This is a genomic window from Aliiroseovarius conchicola (assembly GCF_041403445.1).
GTDB classification, from domain to species: Bacteria; Pseudomonadota; Alphaproteobacteria; order Rhodobacterales; family Rhodobacteraceae; genus Aliiroseovarius; species Aliiroseovarius conchicola.
In genome coordinates this window covers 20,350-40,406 of sequence record NZ_JBGEHL010000010.1, presented here as the reverse complement: position 1 = coordinate 40,406, position 20,057 = coordinate 20,350, and the positions used below count along the sequence as shown (strand labels likewise).

At 55.8% G+C, this 20,057-nt stretch carries 19 protein-coding genes and 2 tRNA genes; 10 read left to right on the top strand and 11 right to left on the bottom strand.

Annotated features, from left to right (window positions below; genetic code table 11):
- Window positions 1–62 precede the first annotated feature (62 nt).
- Complete coding sequence (locus tag V6N04_RS14945) at window positions 63–860, bottom strand: ABC transporter permease (protein WP_371170993.1); 798 nt, start codon at window positions 858–860, stop codon at window positions 63–65.
- Between the two features lie 183 nt (window positions 861–1,043).
- Here V6N04_RS14945 and V6N04_RS14940 point away from each other — a divergent pair, with 183 nt between their 5' ends.
- Entirely contained in the window at window positions 1,044–2,264 is a 1,221-nt protein-coding gene (locus tag V6N04_RS14940) for a KpsE/RkpR family capsule polysaccharide export protein (protein WP_371170992.1), read from the top strand.
- Entirely contained in the window at window positions 2,264–2,944 is a 681-nt protein-coding gene (locus V6N04_RS14935) for an ABC transporter ATP-binding protein (protein ID WP_371170991.1), read from the top strand. The genes V6N04_RS14940 and V6N04_RS14935 overlap by 1 nt, the downstream gene beginning before the upstream one ends.
- Window positions 2,945–3,033: 89 nt before the next feature.
- On the opposite strand, the gene V6N04_RS14930 is transcribed toward V6N04_RS14935, so the two are convergent.
- On the bottom strand, window positions 3,034–3,759 hold the full coding sequence (locus tag V6N04_RS14930) for a hypothetical protein (protein ID WP_371170990.1): 726 nt from the start codon (window positions 3,757–3,759) through the stop codon (window positions 3,034–3,036).
- A 205-nt stretch (window positions 3,760–3,964) separates the two neighbouring features.
- Between V6N04_RS14930 and dusA the strand changes: the two genes are divergently transcribed.
- Complete coding sequence (gene dusA / locus V6N04_RS14925) at window positions 3,965–5,017, top strand: tRNA dihydrouridine(20/20a) synthase DusA (RefSeq protein WP_371170989.1); 1,053 nt, start codon at window positions 3,965–3,967, stop codon at window positions 5,015–5,017.
- A 12-nt stretch (window positions 5,018–5,029) separates the two neighbouring features.
- Window positions 5,030–5,854: a sulfite exporter TauE/SafE family protein gene (locus V6N04_RS14920; protein WP_371170988.1), complete on the top strand. Its 825-nt coding sequence runs from the start codon at window positions 5,030–5,032 to the stop codon at window positions 5,852–5,854.
- Between the two features lie 4 nt (window positions 5,855–5,858).
- On the opposite strand, the gene V6N04_RS14915 is transcribed toward V6N04_RS14920, so the two are convergent.
- The 8 genes from V6N04_RS14915 to V6N04_RS14880 form a co-directional block, all read right to left on the bottom strand.
- A complete protein-coding gene (locus V6N04_RS14915; RefSeq protein ID WP_371170987.1) occupies window positions 5,859–6,347 on the bottom strand; it encodes an acyl-CoA thioesterase in 489 nt (162 codons plus the stop codon).
- A gap of 53 nt (window positions 6,348–6,400) precedes the next feature.
- Window positions 6,401–6,474, bottom strand: a tRNA-Gly gene (locus V6N04_RS14910).
- Between the two features lie 53 nt (window positions 6,475–6,527).
- Complete coding sequence (locus V6N04_RS14905; protein ID WP_371170986.1) at window positions 6,528–8,570, bottom strand: ASKHA domain-containing protein; 2,043 nt, start codon at window positions 8,568–8,570, stop codon at window positions 6,528–6,530.
- A 165-nt stretch (window positions 8,571–8,735) separates the two neighbouring features.
- The gene (locus tag V6N04_RS14900) at window positions 8,736–9,167 is read right to left on the bottom strand and encodes an ion channel (RefSeq protein ID WP_371170985.1); all 432 of its coding nucleotides are present in this window, start codon (window positions 9,165–9,167) and stop codon (window positions 8,736–8,738) included.
- Between the two features lie 196 nt (window positions 9,168–9,363).
- The gene (locus tag V6N04_RS14895; RefSeq protein WP_371170984.1) at window positions 9,364–10,791 is read right to left on the bottom strand and encodes an alanine/glycine:cation symporter family protein; all 1,428 of its coding nucleotides are present in this window, start codon (window positions 10,789–10,791) and stop codon (window positions 9,364–9,366) included.
- 188 nt (window positions 10,792–10,979) lie between these two features.
- Window positions 10,980–12,053: a methyltetrahydrofolate cobalamin methyltransferase gene (locus V6N04_RS14890; RefSeq protein WP_371170983.1), complete on the bottom strand. Its 1,074-nt coding sequence runs from the start codon at window positions 12,051–12,053 to the stop codon at window positions 10,980–10,982.
- A 3-nt stretch (window positions 12,054–12,056) separates the two neighbouring features.
- Window positions 12,057–12,995: a methylenetetrahydrofolate reductase gene (locus V6N04_RS14885; RefSeq protein ID WP_371170982.1), complete on the bottom strand. Its 939-nt coding sequence runs from the start codon at window positions 12,993–12,995 to the stop codon at window positions 12,057–12,059.
- A 26-nt stretch (window positions 12,996–13,021) separates the two neighbouring features.
- The gene (locus V6N04_RS14880; RefSeq protein ID WP_371170981.1) at window positions 13,022–13,318 is read right to left on the bottom strand and encodes a virulence factor; all 297 of its coding nucleotides are present in this window, start codon (window positions 13,316–13,318) and stop codon (window positions 13,022–13,024) included.
- 278 nt (window positions 13,319–13,596) lie between these two features.
- On the opposite strand from V6N04_RS14880, the gene V6N04_RS14875 reads away from it, so the two are divergent.
- The 4 genes from V6N04_RS14875 to V6N04_RS14860 all read left to right on the top strand — a co-directional run bounded on the left by V6N04_RS14875 (window position 13,597) and on the right by V6N04_RS14860 (window position 17,826).
- Window positions 13,597–14,709, top strand: coding sequence for a Ppx/GppA phosphatase family protein (locus V6N04_RS14875; protein ID WP_371170980.1), 1,113 nt, complete (start codon window positions 13,597–13,599; stop codon window positions 14,707–14,709).
- The gene (locus V6N04_RS14870; protein WP_371170979.1) at window positions 14,709–15,440 is read left to right on the top strand and encodes an RlmE family RNA methyltransferase; all 732 of its coding nucleotides are present in this window, start codon (window positions 14,709–14,711) and stop codon (window positions 15,438–15,440) included. The genes V6N04_RS14875 and V6N04_RS14870 overlap by 1 nt, the downstream gene beginning before the upstream one ends.
- A 167-nt stretch (window positions 15,441–15,607) precedes the next feature.
- A complete protein-coding gene (gene betB / locus V6N04_RS14865; RefSeq protein ID WP_371170978.1) occupies window positions 15,608–17,062 on the top strand; it encodes a betaine-aldehyde dehydrogenase in 1,455 nt (484 codons plus the stop codon).
- 125 nt (window positions 17,063–17,187) lie between these two features.
- Complete coding sequence (locus V6N04_RS14860) at window positions 17,188–17,826, top strand: MarC family protein (protein WP_371170977.1); 639 nt, start codon at window positions 17,188–17,190, stop codon at window positions 17,824–17,826.
- 260 nt (window positions 17,827–18,086) lie between these two features.
- Here the strand turns inward: V6N04_RS14860 and V6N04_RS14855 are convergent.
- A tRNA-Ser gene (locus tag V6N04_RS14855) sits at window positions 18,087–18,176 on the bottom strand.
- An 86-nt stretch (window positions 18,177–18,262) separates the two neighbouring features.
- Here V6N04_RS14855 and V6N04_RS14850 point away from each other — a divergent pair.
- Window positions 18,263–19,171: a DUF2059 domain-containing protein gene (locus V6N04_RS14850; protein WP_371171047.1), complete on the top strand. Its 909-nt coding sequence runs from the start codon at window positions 18,263–18,265 to the stop codon at window positions 19,169–19,171.
- The gene (locus V6N04_RS14845; protein ID WP_371170976.1) at window positions 19,168–20,049 is read left to right on the top strand and encodes a hypothetical protein; all 882 of its coding nucleotides are present in this window, start codon (window positions 19,168–19,170) and stop codon (window positions 20,047–20,049) included. Before V6N04_RS14850 ends, V6N04_RS14845 begins: the two co-directional genes overlap by 4 nt.
- The last annotated feature ends 8 nt before the right edge of the window (window positions 20,050–20,057 follow it).

Here is a 20,057-nt window from a genome sequence, read left to right as displayed (position 1 = left end):
CCTGCGCGCGCGGGTCAATTGTTTCGGATGACGCGGACGGGGGCGGTGAAATACAGTGCGGATCAGTTGTCGTTCAGAATTTCACGGTGATACCGGCCTAGAAAGATCAGACCAATCAGACCAAATCCCATCGAGATTCCGTAGACATACATCGGGCTGACCCACGTCGCGTCGTAGGTCGCATAGAAGCCGCGCCGCATTTCACCAATGACATGCACCAACGGATTATACCACATGTAATCCCTGAAAGGCTGGGGCAGGCTTTCAAGCAGGAAGAAGATGGATGAAATAATGAAGAGTGGGCGGTTGATAATGGCCCACAGCCGGTCCCAAAGCGGATAACGCGATAAAACGAAGCAGTTAAAAATGCCAACCCCCAAACCAATTGCCAATGCCATACAAAGCGAGTTCACAATTGCTGGGTAGTCAAGGATGTTTCCGGTATCAAAGAATGTCATTATTCCGTACATGAGCACGTAGAAAACCATGATATGGGTTAGTCCATTCAACAAAAAACGCCCGATAATCGCGTCCAGATAGGTCACCGACGGGTAAAAGAGCAATGCGTGTGAAAATCGGATCGATTGACTGATCTTCACCGATAGATCTGAATACAACATGAAGGGCAAAAAGCCCGTTGCATAGAACAAGGGGAAGTTGTTTCCCAATGCCGGAGCGGCGAATGCCATCGAAAAGGCGACCGTCATGATCGCCAGGCCGCCGATGGGCTCAAGAATTGCCCAGATATAGCCGCCCGGTGAACGGCCATAGGTAGTGGCCATCTCGCGCAATACTAGTGCGATGATTGTCCGCGATGTCTTGTAACTGCGGGCGTGAAGCCCTTTTGCCGAAAAACTCATGACCTCTCATGGCCGTAAAATCCAGCCGACTTCAAGTGAAAAAGAAGTGTCATCGTCAGGTTACGGTAGCTCTTTTCTAAACCGACGGTTCAGTGTAAGAACCCGAAATGTCACAGAATAGTGGATAAGACATTGACAGATAAGTCGTCGAAACCAGATCAATCTGGAACATCAGATAAAAAAGTGTCGAAGCAAGAGCCCGAGCAAACAAAATTGGAGGCTGCAAAATCTGCTGCTCCAGCAGCAGCGCCGCCGCCCGCTGCCCCTGATCCGATCATCCATAAGCCGCTTGCCAGGCCCGCTCGTCTCAGACCGCGCCACCGTCGTTTGATTGGCAGTTTCTTTGTCGTCGTCTTGCTGCCGCTTTTGGCAACCGCTTGGTATATGTACGCGCGCGCCAAGGATCAATACGTATCCTATGTCGCGTTCTCCGTGCGCTCCGAGGATGTTGGCTCCGCGCTGGATTTGTTCGGTGGTCTCAGTGCATTTGGCTCAAGCGGTTCGGAAGACGCGGACATTTTGTATGAGTTTATCCAAAGTCGCGAACTTGTGCGGGCGACTGACGAGGCCCTGGATCTTCGTAGCATCTATTCGACCACATATGATGTTGACCCTATTTTTTCGTTCGACGCTGATGGCACGATTGAGGATTTGTCCAGCTATTGGAAGGACATGGTCAAGATATTTTACGACAATGGTACGGGCTTGATTGAGCTGCGTGTTCATGCCTTCGACGCCAAGAAGGCGCAGGAGATTTCCGAGTTTATCTTTGTCAGAAGCTCGGACATGATCAACGAACTAAGCGCAATCGCGCGCGAGGATGCAACGCGCTATGCCCGCGAAGAGTTGGAACGCGCTGTCGCGCGTCTGCGCGAAGCCCGTCAAGCCGTGACGGAGTTTAGATCGAAGAATCAGATCGTCGACCCGGCAGCCGAAATTGGGGCGCAGACGGGCCTTCTGACAGCGCTTCAGACGCGTTTGTCAAATGCGCTGATCACCTATGACCTGCTAAAGGAGAGCGCCGGGGAGAACGATCCCAGATTGGAGCAAGCTATTCTGCGCATTGATGTCATTCGACAACGGATTGACGAAGAGCGAAAGAAGTATGCAAGCAATGACACGGACGGCGGTGATTTTTCATCTCTTGTCGGGGAATACGAAGGGCTTGCCGTTGACCGGGAGTTTGCCGAAAGAAGCTACCTCGCCGCGCTCGCGGCCTACGATGCTGCATTGACCGAGGCACAGCGAAAGAGCCGGTATTTGGCGGCCTATATCAAGCCCACATTGGCTGAACGGCCAGAGTACCCAAAACGCCTTGTCATGGTGCTGCTGGTTAGTGGCTTCCTGTTCTTCTCGTGGTCGATAGGAGCATTGATTTACTACGCGATTAGGGATCGCCGCTGATGATTGAAATCCGCGATTTGTGGAAAACGTATTATGTCAAAGGCGAAGGCAAGACGGTCGCAAGGGGGCTAAACTTGCGATTCCCGTCTCGCGGATCTGTTGGCCTGTTTGGTCGGAATGGCGCCGGTAAGTCGACGCTTTTGCGTATGATCGCTGGGTCAGAGGATCCCGACAGTGGCGACATTGTATCTGATGGTACAGTGTCTTGGCCGGTGGGCTTTGCGGGTAGCTTTCACCCCGAATTGACAGGCGCTCAAAACGTCCGGTTTGTGGGCCGGGTGTATGGTGTCGATACCGACGAGTTGATCGAGTTTGTACAGGACTTCGCGGGGTTGGGCGCGCATTTTCACGGTAAGTTCCGAACCTATTCATCCGGAATGCGTTCTCGCTTGGCGTTCGGTTTGTCGATGGGAATCAAATTCGACACTTACCTGGTTGACGAAGTCACATCGGTTGGGGATGCGGCATTCCGCGAGCTTAGTACAGCGTTGCTTCGCGAGCGCATCAACGAAAGTGCCGCGATTATCGTCTCACACTCGATGCCACTGATGCAGCAACTTTGCGATACCGGGATTGTGATGATCGACGGCCAAGCGCAAGTCTACGACGATATCAAAGAGGCCATTGCGGTCCACGAGGCAGCAATGCGTGGACAAAACCCTGATTGGGTGCAGCCCTGAGACCACAGTCGCAGGGTTGCCTTAAAAAACGGAAGGTAAGCTGCTGCACATGTCCATCAACGCCGCAGAGTACGTACTCTCGGATCGCTTTACTGCGCTCCCAGGAATTTATCCAAGGCATGTCGGTACAATCGCAGGTCAATCGCATTAAGGCTCTCAATACGCTGGACGGTTTCCTCCGAAACTTCATCGAAGCTGTACACGCCAACGTTGGCGTTGGACTGTATATCCAGTTTCGTTCCCAGGGTCTTGTTCAGATCGCGGACCGACAGCGCGAAGAACTCCTGGAAACCGACGAAGTCGAAATAATTGTCGAGGTTATGTACTGCCATTCGAAACAATTCCTCTTTGTCGTCGTGCTTTTGCTTTCCTGAAATCACTTTCGACATGAGATCCGAGAACTCCCAGTATCCGGTTGTTTCAAAGAAGTCATTGATGTCAGACGATTTTCGCATGATATCGCCGATGAAGCTCTCGTCGTGATTTCGCAAATGATAGTAGTGCGAGATCGTTCGTGTGACTGGATGCCGCATAAAGCAAAGATATCTGGGCGTGGGTTGCAGTCCGATCCGCTCGTGCACGCCGAAGAACATGTGGCCATAAAACAGATCGATATGTCCATGATCCTGGCCATTCAACTGGTGTTCCTCATCTACCGAGTAGACCATCTCTACGTTCAGATTCGGAGCACTACGAAGGGCCGTGTTAAGCGTGCCGCCCGCAGTCTTCGTCAAGTGCAGCATAATTCTTGGTGTTTTTGACATGACCAGCCCCTTTTGCAAATTTGTCGCTTTCGATACGATGCGCAATGCCATCTCGCTCCTGCGGTACCCTTGGTGGCGTTTCAATCATATTCATCGCAAAGTTTCCAGAGCGGAAAACGATCCGGCGGGTCCGCCGGCAGCTATGGATACGTGGCGGCGGGTGTCTGAAGGTGATAGGTACGGGCTTAGGCCGGAAAAGGTCGATAAAGCGTGTTGTAAAGCCCGTCGCAAGACGGCACGAACCGGACAAGATACGATGGAGAACTTCGCGGGTGGGCAAGAGCAGGTGACAAATACATGCAAACAAACCGGGGTGGTTTACGCTGCTCGTTTGAGTGTGGCACCCATGATGGACTGGACGGACCGTCATTGCAGGTATTTTCACCGGCTGATGAGCCGTCATGCGTTGCTTTATACCGAAATGGTTACAGCGCCTGCTTTGGTTCGCGGCGGGGCGGTTCATCTGCTTGACTACAACATAGAAGAGCAACCTGTGGCGGTTCAGCTGGGCGGGTCTGATCCGAAAGAGCTGGCAGCGGCGACGCGAGTATGTGTGGATCGGGGATATGATGAGGTCAATTTGAACATTGGCTGTCCCTCGGACCGGGTACAGTCAGGGACGTTCGGGGCTGTGCTTATGCGAGACGCCGCGTTGGTGGCAGATTGTGCGGCTGCGATGAAAGATGCTTCGCAAGGCATTGAAGTCACGGTTAAATGTCGTATTGGCGTTGATGACCAACACCCTGAAGATGTATTGCCAAATTTTCTAGAAACCGTCGCCGATGCCGGTGTGTCCCGGTTCGCAGTCCATGCGCGCAAGGCGTGGCTTCAAGGGCTGTCTCCGAAAGAAAACCGCGACATCCCCCCGCTGGATTACCCGCTGGTTCACCAGATGAAAGCCGCGTTTCCAGACCTGCATTTGTCAATCAATGGCGGCATCACCTCGCTTGAGGAGGTGCAGGCGCATTTGCAGATCATGGACGGTGTGATGATCGGGCGCGCCGCCTATCATGATCCGGCCTCTGTTCTATTGACGGCAGATCAACAGATTTTCGGCGATCGCGCGCCTGCGAAAACAGCCCATGACGTGGTCGAAGCGATGTATCCGTACATAGATGCGCAAATTGCAAGCGGTGCGCGTTTGCATTCCATCACGCGGCACATGTTGGGGCTGTTCAACGGCCGACCCGGTGCGCGGAAATGGCGACGCGTGTTATCCGAAGGCGCGACGCGGGACGGGGCAGGGGGTGCTCTGGTTGCAGAAGCGCTATCTCATGTGTCCCAACAACCGACCACAGAAACCGTATAAGCCGAGATCGCCATGCCCGACATGTCCACCCTTTTGCCGATGCTTCTGTTTTTGCTGGTCATTGGCGGCGTTGCGGGGGTGCTGGCCGGGTTGCTTGGGGTCGGTGGTGGCATCGTTCTGGTGCCTGCGTTTTTCTATGCATTCACGGTTTTGGGCTATGGGTCGGATCAGTTGATGCAGGTCTGTCTTGCGACCTCTTTGGCGACCATCATCGTGACATCGCTGCGGTCAGTTATGGCGCATAACCGTAAGGGCGCGGTTGAGTGGGATATTCTGAAAACCTGGGCACCCGGCATTGCTTTGGGGGCCATCATTGGCGTTTTCGTGGCTGCCGGTTTGCGCTCGGTCGTGTTGCAGGCGATCTTTGGCGGGCTTGGGTTGGTGATCGGGGCCTATCTGGGCTTGGGCAAGTCGGGCTGGCGTTTGGGTGAAGGGATGCCCGATGGGGTTCGGCGTGCGGTGATGTCTCCGATCCTTGGTTTTCTGTCCGTCCTGATGGGGATTGGCGGCGGCAGTTTTGGCGTGCCGTTGATGACGCTCTATGGCCGCCCAATTCACCACGCGGTTGCCACGGCTGCGGGGTTCGGCGTGCTGATCGCCGTGCCGTCAGTTCTTGGGTTCTTGTTTCTGCCGATCGCCGCCGATATCCGCCCCCCTTACACCATCGGCGCGGTTAATATACCCGCCTTTGCAGTGGTGGTTGCAATGACCCTGATCACCGCGCCCTGGGGGGTGAAGCTTGCGCATGCGATGGACCCGAAACCACTAAAGCGCGTATTCGCGGTGTTCCTGACGCTGGTCGCGCTGAACATGCTTAGGAAGGCGTTGTTGGGATAGGGGGCTAAGGGGGACCTTCTGCGCCCTCGGCCAGAAAGGCGGCGACCGTTTCGGGCCGCAAGGGACGTTTGGTCACGCCGTCATGCTCTAACGTGACAACAAGGCATTCCGAGCTGCACATCATCTCGCCATCCAGAAATACTGCGTATTCCAACATGAATGAAGTCGCGCGAAAGCTTCTTGTGCGCGTGGTCACCACGTAATTGTCGCCAAGATGCAGTGGCTTCATATACTGCGCGTAGTTGCTGGCCACCACGACTTGCGGATCACCCTCACTATAGGTGCTGACATGAACATGTCCGAAATACGGGATGCGCAGAGATTCAAACCACCGAAAATAAGCCACGTTGTTCACGTGGTTCAGCGCGTCCAGCTCGTGAAACCGGACGCGGTCGGCCATGGCATAGGCCCATCCATCAGGCACACCCACGCTTTTCATCTGTTCAGGGCTGAGCGGCGTGACAAGTGGGATGTTGGCAAACGGGTCAGACATGGGCACCTCGGGACGTCTCGGCCTTGCGGGTGGGTCCGGGACGGGCTGGGAAATGGAGCGGGTGAAGGGAATCGAACCCTCGTCGTCAGCTTGGGAAGCTGCTGCTCTACCATTGAGCTACACCCGCAGTCGTCTTTGGGTATGCCAGCACGCGGGGGGCGTCAAGGTGATCTGACGCCCTTATCCCCGGCGACGCCTGCGCCTGCGCCCGCCATCCTCGCCGTCTCCGCCACCAGTGTTGAAGCTGGGTTCGGGCAGCTCGACGACGGTGCGTAGGATTGGGAACGGGTCCGAGGAATTCGGCATGGCCGAGGCATTGACGAAATGCTCTTGGAAACGTGGCTCTACAGCCGTTTCGATTTTCAGGATTTTGCGGACCGTATCTTCGATCTCGGCGCGGGCGGCCCGGTTCAAAAGGGCGATGCGCGCACCGGTGCCGGCAGCGTTCCCGGCGGATGTGACCTTGTCCAGTTCGCAATCTGGGATCATGCCCAAAACCATGGCGTGTTTGGCCGAGATATGCGCGCCGAACGCACCAGCCAGAACCACCCGATCCACCCGATCCACATCGCGCTTGTCCATCAACAAACGTGCGCCGGAATAAAGTGCTGCCTTCGCCATTTGGATGGCGCGGATGTCGCCATTGGTGACCGTGATCGGCCCGGTTTCTTCGTCCCCGTCCCATAGGCGATAGGCATTGGTGCGCCCGTCGGCAAAGCAGCGGTCGGTTCCGGTTTGCTCGGCGGATCCGATCAACCCGCTGGCGTCCACCAGCCCGGCCATGCGCATCTCGGCGATCACCTCGATGATGCCAGAACCACAAATGCCGGTGACGCCGGTGGTGGCAATCGCCATGTCAAATTCCGGGTCGGTCGACCAATGGTCCGATCCGATCACCTTAAAGCGCGGTTCTTTGGTGATGGGGTCGATCTCGACCCGTTCAATCGCGCCGGGGGCGGCGCGTTGACCAGCACTGATCTGTGCGCCCTCGAACGCGGGTCCCGTCGGGGAAGAGCACGCCAGAACGCCCGATTTATCACCCAACAGGATTTCTGCGTTGGTGCCCACATCGACAACCAACACAAGATCATCGGACTTGTCTGGCGCTTCGGACAACGCCACCGCGGCCGCATCAGCCCCCACATGGCCTGCAATACAGGGCAGCAGATACACACGGGCAGAGTGATGAATGACAAGGTCTAGCTCGCGGGCCTCAAGTCGAAGCGCATCCGATGTGGCCAAGGCAAACGGGGCCTGTCCCAGTTCGAACGGGTCGATGCCCAGCAGCAGATGGTGCATGACCGGGTTACAGACGACCACGACATCCATGATCAGGCCTTTGTCAATCTCGGCCTCTGACGCGATCTGAGTGAATAGGGCATTCAACCCTTCACGCACTGCATCGGTCATTTCCTGCGCGCCGGACGGGTTCATCATCGAGTAGCTGACCCGGCTCATCAGGTCTTCGCCAAAGCGAATTTGCGGGTTCATCAGACCAGAAGAGGCAACGACTTCACCTGTTGCCAAGTCGCACAAATGCGCGGCGATGGTGGTCGACCCAAGGTCGATCGCCATGCCATAAATCGCGCCTTCATAATATCCCGGCCACAGATGCATGATGCGCGGCGGGTTTTCTTTGTCGCCCAGATGAACGGCCACAGTGACCTTCCATTCGCCCTTGCGCAAAATGGGTTGCATCGCTTGCAGGATGTGGAGGTCAGCTTTGACGTCATCCAGTTCCCACTGGTCTTTCAGCGCTTGCACCAACCGCTCCAAATCGCCTGAGGGTTCGTGCATATCGGGTTCTTCAACCGCGACATAATAAAGCTTCACAGACGGATCGATTGTGATGTCCCGCGCCTCGGCACGTTTGCGGACAACTTGTTTGTGAACTTGGCTTTCGGGCGGCACGTCGATGACAACATCGCCTTCAACCTTGGCCTGACAGCCCAGACGGCGGCCCTTGGGTAGGCCACGAATGTCGTCATAGCGCTGCTCAACCTTGTTCCATTCGGACAAAGCACCCTCGGACACTGTGACGCCGTGTTTCGGAAACTCGCCATAGCTTGGTGTGATCTGGCATTTCGAACAAATGCCACGCCCGCCACAAACGCTATCCAGATCGACGCCCAATTGCCGGGCAGCGGTCAGGATGGGCGTGCCCACCGCGAACCGCCCACGTTTGCCAGATGGCGTGAAAACGACCAAAGGATCTTGAGACATGCGCGCGTCTTTCCTGTTTAATTTTGATCAATTTACGGAAGGCACGGGCAGGTGCAATGCCTGCCTGCGGCATGTCGATGCCGGAAACGTCGTTTTTGGGGTTCCCGCGAAATATTATGTACAAGCCCCGACTGGACGGTGCGCGGCCAAAGTCGCATCGAGTATCTAGTCCGCATCGAATGATCCGCGCCGAATGTTTCTAAGCGTATCCGTCAACATGGCCGTCATCAGGCCAAACATGAGAAAGCCGTTTGCGCCAGTCATGCCGCCCAGAAAACGCAGTTCGTGCGGCAACTCAATATCCCCCAAACCTAGGGTGGTATAGGCCACAAGTGAAACATAGGCCGCGTCCTCTAAGGTCGGAAATGCCATGAGCTTATAATAAACCAGCGCCCAGGACCAAACCCCGACCGTCATCATAATCATCGCCGTCGAGACTGTCAGAACGATAACAATCAGCGCCCTTGCTCCGTGATGTAGCCCATTAAGCCGTTTGTCCAACCGGCTTACCGCCGAGCTGAGCATCCACCAAAGGCCTGCGGCCAGTACCAGTGATATGTGGGTCAGGGCGGATCCGACCAGTAGTTGAAAGAACACGTCTCTCTCCGGGTTTTTGTCTCGCAGCTTGGTTGGTGTTGTATAGCGACCTTTCGTCCGAGCAAAAGTCTAAACTGTGCAAAGCGGCTGGTCGCGCCTTTCGAACCTTTGGTGGAGAATTTGCAAGGGCATCCGGCTTAATGAAAAAGGCCCGCGGGTTTCGCGGGCCTTGTCCTTTTGGGTTTTTACCAACGTATTAGTTGGGATCCTTGTGATGCCAAGCGGAGTGGTCCAGATCCAAGTCGGGGAACTTCTCGGGATTGAACGTGGGTCGGGCAACGCCGGCCTTCCGTTGATCATCAAAGTCACGCAGTACCCGGCGCAGGGTTGGGAACATCATCATCAGCGCCAGCAGGTTGACCAACGCCAGAACGCCCATCATCGGATCCGAGAAGAAGAATACCGATGTTGCACCCGGTGCAACCGCACCAAGGAAGACAATCGCCATGAGCGCAAACTTGAATATCAACAACGCCGACGGCGCGGGAGTCATAAAGGACAGCGCATTCTCGCCCAGATAGTAGTTGTAGATGATCGAGCTAAACGCGAACAACAACACTGCGATGGTCAAGAAATACTGGGTCCAATTGCCAAGATGCGATACCAGAGCGTCTTGCGTCAGAACCACGCCGTCAATATCCGCTCCGGGCTGATAGGCGTCGCTCATCAAGATGACGAAGGCGGTACAGCTACAGATCAGGATCGTGTCAATGAAGACCGAGAATGACTGCGTGATGCCTTGGCTGATCGGGTGGTTCACGTCCGCTGCGGCCGCGACGTTCGGGGCTGATCCCAGACCGGCTTCGTTCGAAAACAATCCGCGGCGCAGACCTTGCGCGATTGCAGCTCCCATGCCGCCACTGACTGCTTCTTCGAACCCCAAAGCGTTCTTCACGATCATTGCGACGATGCCGGGGATCTCACCGATGTTGAGCACAATAACGATGAGCGCCATCGCGATATATCCCAATGCCATCACCGGAACGATGATGTCCGAAGCTTTGGCGATCCGCTGAATTCCACCAAACACGATGAATCCAGTGCCCGCTGTCAGAACAGCGCCGGTGATATAACGGCTCAGACCAAACGAGTTTTCGGCAGCGCCAGCAACGGTGTTGCCTTGGAACGCCGGAAAACCGATGCCAAACGCGGCAATCAGGCAAATGGCATAGAGAATTGCGAGCCATTTATAGTCATCACCAAGCCCGTGCATAATCATACGTGCGGGCCCGCCGCGATAAGAGCCGTCGTCCTGCTTGCGTTTGAAAACTTGTGCAAGAGTACATTCGACAAGGCTGGTCGCCATACCGACAAGTGCGATCATCCACATCCAGAACACCGCGCCTGGTCCGCCAAGCGTGATGGCGACTGCAACGCCAGCGATGTTGCCGCCTCCGACACGGCCCCCAACGGACACGAACAAAGCTTCGCGCGCCGAGATCGTGTTCGGGTCGTCAGATTGGTTGTCGCCTTTAAGCACACGAAACATTCGTTTGAAGTAGCGGAACTGGACGAAGTTCGTTGCGATGGTGAGGAATAGGCCGAAGATCACCAGAAATGGGATCAATGCCCATCCCCAAGTTAGATCGCCTATGAGTCCAAAAACATTCTCTAGAAAGGTCATGGTACTGTCCCTTTATTCTCTTGTTAACCTTTGGCCATTTCTGGTCATGGTAGAGTTGAGCTTGGACTGAATAATTAACACTGGCAACATTTTTGAAACATTTCAGAAGACAGATGTGACCGAGGCGCCTCCATATAAAAAAGGGCCCACCAACAAGGTGAGCCCTTTAATTCAACGCTATGAACGTGTCATCCGCGACGGCGACGACCTCCGCGACGACCGCCTGCGGCACCAGCCGCACCGGCATTGGTCGAGTTGAATTTGATCCACTCGGCCCCGCCATCGTCGTTGTTGGTCAGGAAGTTCGCGGCGCGGATGGCCTCCATTTCCTTGCCTGCTTTGGCCTTGGTCGATCCGACACCAAAGAGTTGGCAGAATGTTTCGTCGTCCATATCAGCCGGGATCACGATGCCCTTGGCTTCAACTTCGGCCTTCTTCTCGGCCAGTTTCTTAGGGCCAACGGGCAGGGCGACCGGGTTCATGATCGCAGATGTCATGCCTGCGCCCATTGCCATCGGTAGGAACGCATTGTTGATGCCGTGACGGTTGGGCAGACCGAACGAGATGTTGGACGCGCCGCATGTCGTGTTCACGCCCAGTTCTTCACGCAGGCGACGCACAAGGGTGAAAACCTGCAGGCCAGCGGTGCCCATTGCGCCGATAGGCATAACCAGCGGATCAACCACGATATCATGGGCGGGGATGCCGAAATCGGCGGCCCGTTCTACGATTTTCTTGGCGACGGCGAACCGCACGTCTGGGTCCTCCGAGATGCCGGTGTCGTCGTTTGAGATCGCAACCACAGGCACGTTGTACTTTTTGACCAGCGGCAGCACCAATTCCAGCCGTTCTTCTTCGCCCGTGACCGAGTTCAGAAGGGGACGACCGTTCGCGGCTTCAAGACCAGCCTCCAACGCACCGGGAACCGAGCTATCGATGCAGAGCGGGCAATCGGTGACGGCCTGTACTCTTTCTACCAGTTCGCGCATCAAAGTGGGTTCAACGAAGTTGTTGTCGGCATAGCGCGGATCTTCGGCCATTTTGCCTGAGAATACAGCACCCGAGTTGATGTCGAGGACGGTGGCACCCGCCGCCACCTGCGCCAACGCGTCGCTTTCCACCCGGCTGAAATCGCCGGCCTCCAGTTCAGCGTTCAGGATTTTTCGGCCGGTCGGATTGATCCGCTCTCCGATCACGCAGAACGGTTGATCAAAACCGATAATGGCGGTTTTCGAAGCAGATTCAACGATAGTACGGGTCATTCTTTATCCTTTTGTCACATTGACTGGGGCAGTGTTTTCACCGCCATTGTTGATGGCCCAGTTTGCGTTGGTCTTGATCCCGCCCAGCGGGAAGAAGTGCACCTGAGTGATGTTGAAGTCGGGGTTCGCTGCTTTGTGGTTGGCCAGTTCGTTCAGAACGTCGGTCGGTTCATATGGCAGCAACAGTTTGGAGACATCCATTGCGCGCTTCTGCAGAACCTTCAGTGAAGGTCCAACACCACACGCAATCGCGAATTTGATCAGTGTTTGGAGCTTGGCTGGACCGGCGATGCCGATGTGGATCGGAAGGTCGACACCAGCCTCTTTCAGGCCGTTTGCCCAGTCGATGATCGGACCCGCTTCAAACGCGAACTGAGTGGCCAGAGCCATCTGCGCATCTGTACGTTCGTTGAATTTCTGTTTCCAAAGAACAGATTCCATGACGTTCTTCACAGATCCGTCAGGGTCGATGTCTTTGTTGCCCTCTGGGTGACCGGCGACGTTCAGGTTGGTGAACCCGGCCTTGTCGAAAAGGCCAGTTTCCAAAAGCTGCATCGAGCTGTCGAAATCGCCGTGAGGCTGTGCGACGCCACCTGCCAGCAAAAGCGCCTGCTTCACGTTGGCTTCACCCTGATAGCGGGCAATCCAGTCGGCCAGTGTTGCTTCATCTTTGATGATGCGGGCTGGGAAATGAGGCATAACCTCATAGCCTTCGCCGTTGATGCGTTTGGCGGTCTCGACCATTTCTTCAATGGGCGTGCCTTCGATATGGGCGATATAGACGCGCGTGCCTTCTGGTAGCAGATCGCGGAAATCTTCGACCTTGGCAGCCGTGCGCGGCATCACCTCGATCGAATAGCCCTTCAGGAAAGCCTGAAGTTCGGGGGACGTGGCATTGGCCTGACCTTCGGTCGGCTTCTTGCGGAAGTTCAACAGCGCCATGGCTGCCTCCTTTATCGTGGAAAGGCTTACGCCCATCCGTCGTTGCCAATCAGAGCGATCAGGCGCTCTTTATCATATTCCGCATCGATTTTGGCAGCTTCCGCTGTTGCAACCTCTTGCGGGTCTCCGTCCACGGAATAGGGGGCAGCCTTGCGCCACTCCGCCAGATACGCGTCGCTGTCTTCAGCGCCGATTTTCATGGCGGCCCGGTCAATGGCCTGTTCGAACCGCTCAGGCAATGCGGCTTTCGACCCGCGACGCCCTTTGCCGACGATAACTTGGGCGGGAATGTCCCTCCAATAAACAATGGTCACGTCTGGCATGCGATTCTTCCTCCTCCGATACCCATTTCCTACGCGCGGGCAGGCAGTTTCCCACGTCGTTTTTCGACACCACACACGCCACAAGCGACGCGCGGGGTAAAGATTGACAAACGCGGAATACGCGAAAGGGCCGCGATGGGCCATGGAGGCAAGGCTGAAATCTTCTCAACATCATTATGTGTCGGGTCAATTTGCCTGCAATTGGGGCAGGGAGGGGATTGCTTAAACTGCCCCGCATCCCTATCTTGAAAGCAACTCGAAAATGGAGGGCGTGAACCATGGCGCCCAAGCGTCCCAATGGTGCGGGCGCGTTCCCGAAAGCGGTCGTAACCCCCGCGCCGTCACCGGTGGATCCAGCCAGCTTGTATGCGGCTTTGGACCTCGGAACAAACAGTTGTCGAATGCTGGTTGCCCAACCGAAGGGTAGCCAGTTTCACGTCGTGGACAGCTTCTCGAAATCTGTGCAGCTTGGTAAAGGGTTAGAGGCGTCAGGCCGGCTGAGCCGATCGTCCATGTCTCGCACTGTGCAGGCGCTGCGTATTTGCCGAAAAAAGCTGATCAAACATGATGTGAAGCGGATGCGTCTTGTCGCCACCGAAGCCTGTCGCCGGGCCACAAACGGCAAAAGTTTCATGAGCTATATTCGCCGTGAAACCGGTCTTGATCTTGAGATTATCAAGCCGGAAGAAGAAGCCCGCTTGGCCGTGGTGTCCTGTGCACCTTTGGTGTCCACCAAGACCGAACAGTTGTTGGTCGTCGATATCGGTGGCGGTTCGACCGAACTTGTTTGGATCGACTTGTCCAAAGTGCCACCAATTGAACGCCCGCGTTCTATCATGCGCATGGGCCGCGGATTTGATGGCGGCATAGGGGATTTCCCCGCCGCCAGCGTCGTCGACTGGATTTCGGTGCCCTTGGGCGTCGCGACATTGCGCGAGATGTTTGATGATGTGGAAGATGATTCCGGTCGCTACGCGCTGATGTCTGTGCATTTCGAGGAACAATTGGCGGGCTTTAGCCCGTTTTATCACGAACCCGCCCGCGAAGGGTTTCAGATCATTGGGACCTCGGGGACCGTGACCACGGTTGCCGCGACCCATTTGGGCCTTAGGCGATACGACCGGACCAAGGTTGATGGGTTGCGCATGACCTCTGATCAGATCGAGAGAGTCATCCAAGGCTATCTGGCGATGGGTCCTCAAGGGCGACGGATGAATTCCCATATCGGACGAGACCGGCAATCGCTGATTATGTCTGGCGCTGCGATCTTGCAGGCGTTACTGCGCGTGTGGCCGACGGATCGGCTAAGCGTGGCAGATCGCGGATTGCGCGAAGGTATCCTTTATTCGCAGATGTCGGCGGACGGGGTTTTAGAAGGCGGACCATTCTGATGACAGGAACGGGTGGAAAAAAAGGCGGCCGGACGCGTAAAAGCTCGGGCCGCGGGCTTCGCGATTTGACCGTGAAGGTGAAAACAGCGCGTGGTCGGCGCAACAGCTCGACCCGGTGGTTGCAACGCCAGTTGAACGACCCATACGTGGCGCGCGCCAAGGCCGAAGGGTTCCGTGGACGTGCGGCTTTCAAGATCATGGAGTTGGACGACAAGTTCCGCTTTCTTGTGAACGGTGCGCGCGTGGTTGACCTGGGCTGCGCGCCCGGTGGTTGGGCGCAGGTTGCGGTCCCGCGCATCAATGCGCTTGGCGAAAAGAGCGGCAAGAAGGTCGGCACATTCCTTGGCGTTGACCTGCAAGAAGTTGAACCGCTGGCGGGTGCCAATTTCCACCAACTTGATTTCATGGAAGACGACGCAGACATCGCCGTGCGAGAGCTTTTGGGTGGCAAGGCCGATGTGGTTATGTCCGACATGGCTGCCTCAAGCTCTGGCCACAAACAAACCGACCACCTGCGCATCATGGCGCTTTGCGAAGCCGCGGCTTATTTTGCTTTCGACGTGCTGGACGAGGGCGGCACTTTCGTTGCGAAGGTTCTGGCAGGCGGGGCAGAGGCAGAGCTGCAAAAACTCCTGAAAATCAAGTTTGAGAAAGTGCTCAATGTGAAACCGCCCTCTAGCCGGTCAGACAGTTCCGAGAAATTTGTGGTCGCCACCGGTTTCAAAGGCTGAATTTTCCGCTGGTCGATGTTTCAGGGGCAGGGGGCGTGCATCTGTCGATCACGACATATACCCGGTCGCCTTTTGGATGGCCCGAACCGCGCATATCTGAGACAAACACCCAAGTACATTCCGGCGATTCCATTGCCGCGGACAGACATCCTTGAAAGGGCAACGAAATGAAAGCTCAACCCAAAGCCAGCCATTTTATCAATGGAGCGTATGTCGAGGACACCACCGGCACCCCCATCGACGTTGTGTTTCCGGCAACCGGTGAGGTGATTGCGAAACTTCACGCGGCGACGCCCGAGATCGTCAACCAGGCACTTGATGCCGCAAAAGCGGCTCAAGTCGCATGGGCAGCAATGACCGGGACCGAACGGGGCCGCATCCTGCGCCGGGCCGCCGACATCATGCGTGAACGCAACCACGACCTGTCAGTGCTCGAAACGCTCGACACCGGTAAACCCTATCAGGAGACCAGCGTGGCGGATGCGACATCGGGTGCGGACGCGTTGGAGTATTTTGGCGGTCTTGCAGGCAGTCTGACGGGCGAACACATCCAATTGGGCGGCGGCGATTTCGTCTACACGCGCCGCGAGGCGCTCGGTGTCTGCGTTGGCATCGGTGCATGGAACTACCCAACTCAGATCGCATGCTGGAAAGCGGCACCGGCATTGGCCTGCGGCAACACATCTGTCTTTAAACCTTCGGAAACCACACCGCTTTCCGCGCTGAAAGTGGCCGAGATTCTGATGGAAGCCGGCGCGCCCGCGGGTGTATTCAACGTCGTCCAGGGTTACGGAGAAGTTGGTGCAGCGCTTGTCACCGATCCGCGTGTGGCGAAGGTTTCTCTGACCGGCTCTGTGCCGACGGGCAAGAAAGTCTACGCCGCCGCGGCCGCCGAAATGAAGCACGTCACGATGGAACTTGGCGGCAAGTCCCCGATGATCGTGTTCGACGACGCCGATGTGGAAAACGCCGTGTCTGGTGCCATCCTTGGCAACTTCTATTCATCCGGGCAGGTGTGTTCGAACGGCACGCGGGTTTTCGTTCAGAAAGGCATTAAGGAAGCGTTCCTCAAACGCCTCGCTGAACGTCTGGACGGCGCGGTTATCGGAGACCCGCTTGATCCCGCCACCAGCTTCGGTCCGATGGTCAGCGAAGGTCAGTTGAACATCGTCATGAATTACATCGAAAAAGGTAATTCCGAAGGTGCGCGGCTTGTTTATGGCGGAGAGCGGATCGAGGGGCAGGGCTTCTATCTGAAGCCGACCGTGTTTGCCGACGTCACCGACGATATGACCATCGCGCGTGAAGAGATTTTCGGCCCGGTGATGTCCGTCCTTGATTTCGACACCGAAGAAGAAGTCATGGCGCGTGCGAATGACACCGAGTTTGGCTTGGCGGCCGGTGTTTTCACCAACGACCTGACCCGCGCCCACCGCGTTGTTGCCGGGTTCGAGGCCGGGACCTGCTATATCAACACCTATAATGACGCCCCTGTCGAGGCTCCATTTGGCGGCGCGAAATCGTCGGGTGTTGGTCGCGAAAACTCCAAGGTCGCGATCGAACACTATTCCGAACTGAAAACGGTCTATGTGCGCCTGAGCGATTTGGAAGCACCGTTCTGACAACGCGCTTTTGTGATTCTAGGTACTGGCGTATGACCGGACAATCATGCGCCGAAATTTTGCATCTGAATTTGCATCGGGAAAGAACGAGTGACGCAGAGCAGCAAATGTGATTTTATCCCAAAATGGATATTCTAGAGCGCTTCGTAACACTTTGGGTTGTGATCGACCCGATCGGAACAATACCTGTATTTATCGCGGTCACGGCGGGAATGGCGTCAGCGGCACGCCGCGCGACAGCATTGCTTGCCTGCGCGGTTAGCGTGGGTGTTTTGCTGTTCTTCCTCATCTTTGGGCAACTTCTCATAGATGCGCTGAACATCAGCTTGCTGTCGTTCCAAGTCGCCGGGGGGATCATATTATTCCTATTCGCGCTTACGATGATCTTTGGCGAGGCCAAACCCGACGCGGACCAGCGTGCCGTTGAGAGCGATGCCGAGTTGGCCGAAGACAACAGACCATCCCCAGCAATCTTCCCTCTTGCGGTCCCCTCTCTGGCGTCGCCCGGAGCGATGCTTGCCATCGTACTTTTGACCGACAACAACCAATTTGGCGTGGGTGATCAACTATTGACCGCAGTCGTTATGGTAAGCGTTGTGGCCATCGCATGTGTGTTCATGCTGCTTGCGGATCCGATTATTCGACTTATCGGAAACTCCGGAGCCGCGATCATCAGTCGTGTCATGGGAATGATCCTCGCCTCCGTGGCGGCAGACGCAGTCTTGTCGGCGGTGTTGGAGATCGTTCGGACGGGCGCAATGTAGCTTGCAGCATGGAATTCGGCCGGGCTTATCGCACTGCAGTTAGCACGGGGCGGAGAAAGGGATTTGCACGGTTGGTGCGTATCCCGTCGACCACACTAAGGCGTTATTGATAGGATCAACTTCCCCTAAAACCCTGTTCATACATTCCAAGTTGCAAGTCATCTCAGGAGTAACAGGTTGCGGTTGCGATGATCGGTATGCAAGCTGATGTTGGTTGGAGTGCTCTATACCCCGAACCAGCAAAACTGGTATTGGGATAGTGGCGGAGAGACAGGGATTCGAACCCTGGGTGGGCTTGCACCCACAACGGTTTTCGAGACCGCCCCGTTCGACCACTCCGGCACCTCTCCGCGGGGGTCTTGCGGGGGCATAATTGGCCCGCGCGGCATGTGCAAGCCATTTTTTGTACAAATCACCGCCGACGGACTTATTCGTGATGGACCAGACCTTGGCACTGGTTGTTGGTGGGGCTAGGCTAACACCGACAAGACGTATCCTAGGGATGGCTATTTCAATGAAATCCAACATTTTTGCGCCTCTGATGGCGGCGATTTTCTTAACGATCGGTGCCTTGGGCACGGCCCAGGCAGCAAGCGAAGAAGATATCCGAGAGTTTCTTGAGGTGACGGGGTTTGATGTCGCCATTGCCTCGATCCAGCAGGGTGCGATGGCGGGCCCCGCCTTAACCGGCGAGGATCCGAATATGTTTGGGCGCCAGTGGGTTAAGCTGGCCGAGGAGGTCTTTGATCCATCTGCGATGGTCTCAGACGCGGTCGAGATGATCGATGCCGTGATGCCAGACGATCTGTTGGAACACGGCGCTGACTTCTACGGCAGTCCTTTGGGTCAGCGTTTGGTCGAGGTGGAAAATGAAAGCCATATGGCCGACGACGCCCAGAAATACGAAGAAGGCGAGAAGATCGTCGAGAAGCTGATCGAAGACGATAGCCTACGCGTGCAATTGTTCCGTGAAATGTCGAACGCCATCGGTTCGACAGATACAGCGATCCGCTCGATTGTTGAAATTCAAGTGCGGTATCTAATGGCCGCTGTATCCGCCGGTGTCAGCGATTTCGATATCAGCGAAGAGGACTTGCGCCTGATGTTGATGGAGCAATCCGCCCAGATGCGCCAGGGGATCGAGGTCAATACATTGATCGCCAACGCCTATGCCTATCGGGATCTGTCAGACGAGGAGTTGATCGACTATCTTGCCGCATTGCAGGACCCGAAGATGGGGCAGGTGTACGAGATTTTGAACGCTATTCAGTACCAGATTATGGCGGATCGATACGAAGATTTGGCACGCCGTTTGGCTGACTTACAGCCGGAGCAAGAGCTTTGACACGCCGCGTATCTCTGCTTCGACAAGGATTGGCCGCAGTGGCCATGGGAATGTTGACGGTGACAATGCCTGTGGCGGGTTCTGCACAGGTTGGATGCTCTGCCGTCGAGCAAAGCGAAGCAGAGGCTTACGACGCGCTTTGGGTCTTGCTGAGGCTTGATGATTTGGTCGACATTATGCGCGAAGAGGGCACGGCCATGGCATTGGATGCGGATATGGGGTTCCTGGGGCGCCCGGGCGGTGCCCCATGGCGTGATCGTGTCGCGACCATCTATGATGAAGCGCGCATTCAATCAGATACTGAAAAGGCGATGGAGTCCGCTTTGGCAGCAGAGCATTTGCCAGTGCTGTGCCGCTTTTATCAATCAGACGAGATGCAGACGATCGTTGATCTGGAAATCTCGGCCCGTCGCGCTTTTATGGATCAGGGGATTGAAGACCTTGCGCGCAGTGAATGGCTGAGCGGTCGTGCGCTCACACCTCATGAGGACGCGATCTTTCACTTTGTCGAGGTGAATGATTTGGTTGAGCGCAATGTGGTTGGGGCGATGAACTCAAACTACGCTTTTTTGCAAGCGCTGACAGATGCGCATCCGGTGGTTTCGGAACGAATGACCGAGGATGAAATCCTGACCGAGGTTTGGTCGCAGGAAGTCGAAATCCGTCGCGATACATCAGAGTGGCTGCTTGCTTTCTTGTCTACAGCTTATGCGCCGGTTTCGGTCGACGACCTGAACGAATATGTTGCGTTTTCCGAAACCGAAGCAGGGCATGCGCTGAACCATGCATTGTTTGATGCTTTTGACATCATTTACGTGCGCCTATCGGCAGAGCTTGGTCGGGCGGTCAGCGAAATCGGGGCGCAGGAAGAGCTTTGATTTTGCCA

Excerpts from the sequence above, each read along its gene's own strand:
- V6N04_RS14915 (WP_371170987.1), bottom strand. The coding sequence starts at position 6,347 with ATGTCTGACCCGTTTGCCAACATCCCACTTGTCACGCCGCTCAGCCCT.
- dusA (WP_371170989.1), top strand. The coding sequence starts at position 3,965 with ATGGAGAACTTCGCGGGTGGGCAAGAGCAGGTGACAAATACATGCAAA.
- betB (WP_371170978.1), top strand. The coding sequence starts at position 15,608 with ATGAAAGCTCAACCCAAAGCCAGCCATTTTATCAATGGAGCGTATGTC.
- V6N04_RS14850 (WP_371171047.1), top strand. The coding sequence starts at position 18,263 with ATGGACCAGACCTTGGCACTGGTTGTTGGTGGGGCTAGGCTAACACCG.
- V6N04_RS14920 (WP_371170988.1), top strand. The coding sequence starts at position 5,030 with ATGCCCGACATGTCCACCCTTTTGCCGATGCTTCTGTTTTTGCTGGTC.
- V6N04_RS14935 (WP_371170991.1), top strand. The coding sequence starts at position 2,264 with ATGATTGAAATCCGCGATTTGTGGAAAACGTATTATGTCAAAGGCGAA.
- V6N04_RS14880 (WP_371170981.1), bottom strand. The coding sequence starts at position 13,318 with ATGCCAGACGTGACCATTGTTTATTGGAGGGACATTCCCGCCCAAGTT.
- V6N04_RS14890 (WP_371170983.1), bottom strand. The coding sequence starts at position 12,053 with ATGACCCGTACTATCGTTGAATCTGCTTCGAAAACCGCCATTATCGGT.
- V6N04_RS14930 (WP_371170990.1), bottom strand. The coding sequence starts at position 3,759 with ATGGCATTGCGCATCGTATCGAAAGCGACAAATTTGCAAAAGGGGCTG.
- V6N04_RS14945 (WP_371170993.1), bottom strand. The coding sequence starts at position 860 with ATGAGTTTTTCGGCAAAAGGGCTTCACGCCCGCAGTTACAAGACATCG.
- V6N04_RS14870 (WP_371170979.1), top strand. The coding sequence starts at position 14,709 with ATGACAGGAACGGGTGGAAAAAAAGGCGGCCGGACGCGTAAAAGCTCG.
- V6N04_RS14905 (WP_371170986.1), bottom strand. The coding sequence starts at position 8,570 with ATGTCTCAAGATCCTTTGGTCGTTTTCACGCCATCTGGCAAACGTGGG.
- V6N04_RS14885 (WP_371170982.1), bottom strand. The coding sequence starts at position 12,995 with ATGGCGCTGTTGAACTTCCGCAAGAAGCCGACCGAAGGTCAGGCCAAT.
- V6N04_RS14875 (WP_371170980.1), top strand. The coding sequence starts at position 13,597 with ATGGCGCCCAAGCGTCCCAATGGTGCGGGCGCGTTCCCGAAAGCGGTC.
- V6N04_RS14860 (WP_371170977.1), top strand. The coding sequence starts at position 17,188 with ATGGATATTCTAGAGCGCTTCGTAACACTTTGGGTTGTGATCGACCCG.
- V6N04_RS14895 (WP_371170984.1), bottom strand. The coding sequence starts at position 10,791 with ATGACCTTTCTAGAGAATGTTTTTGGACTCATAGGCGATCTAACTTGG.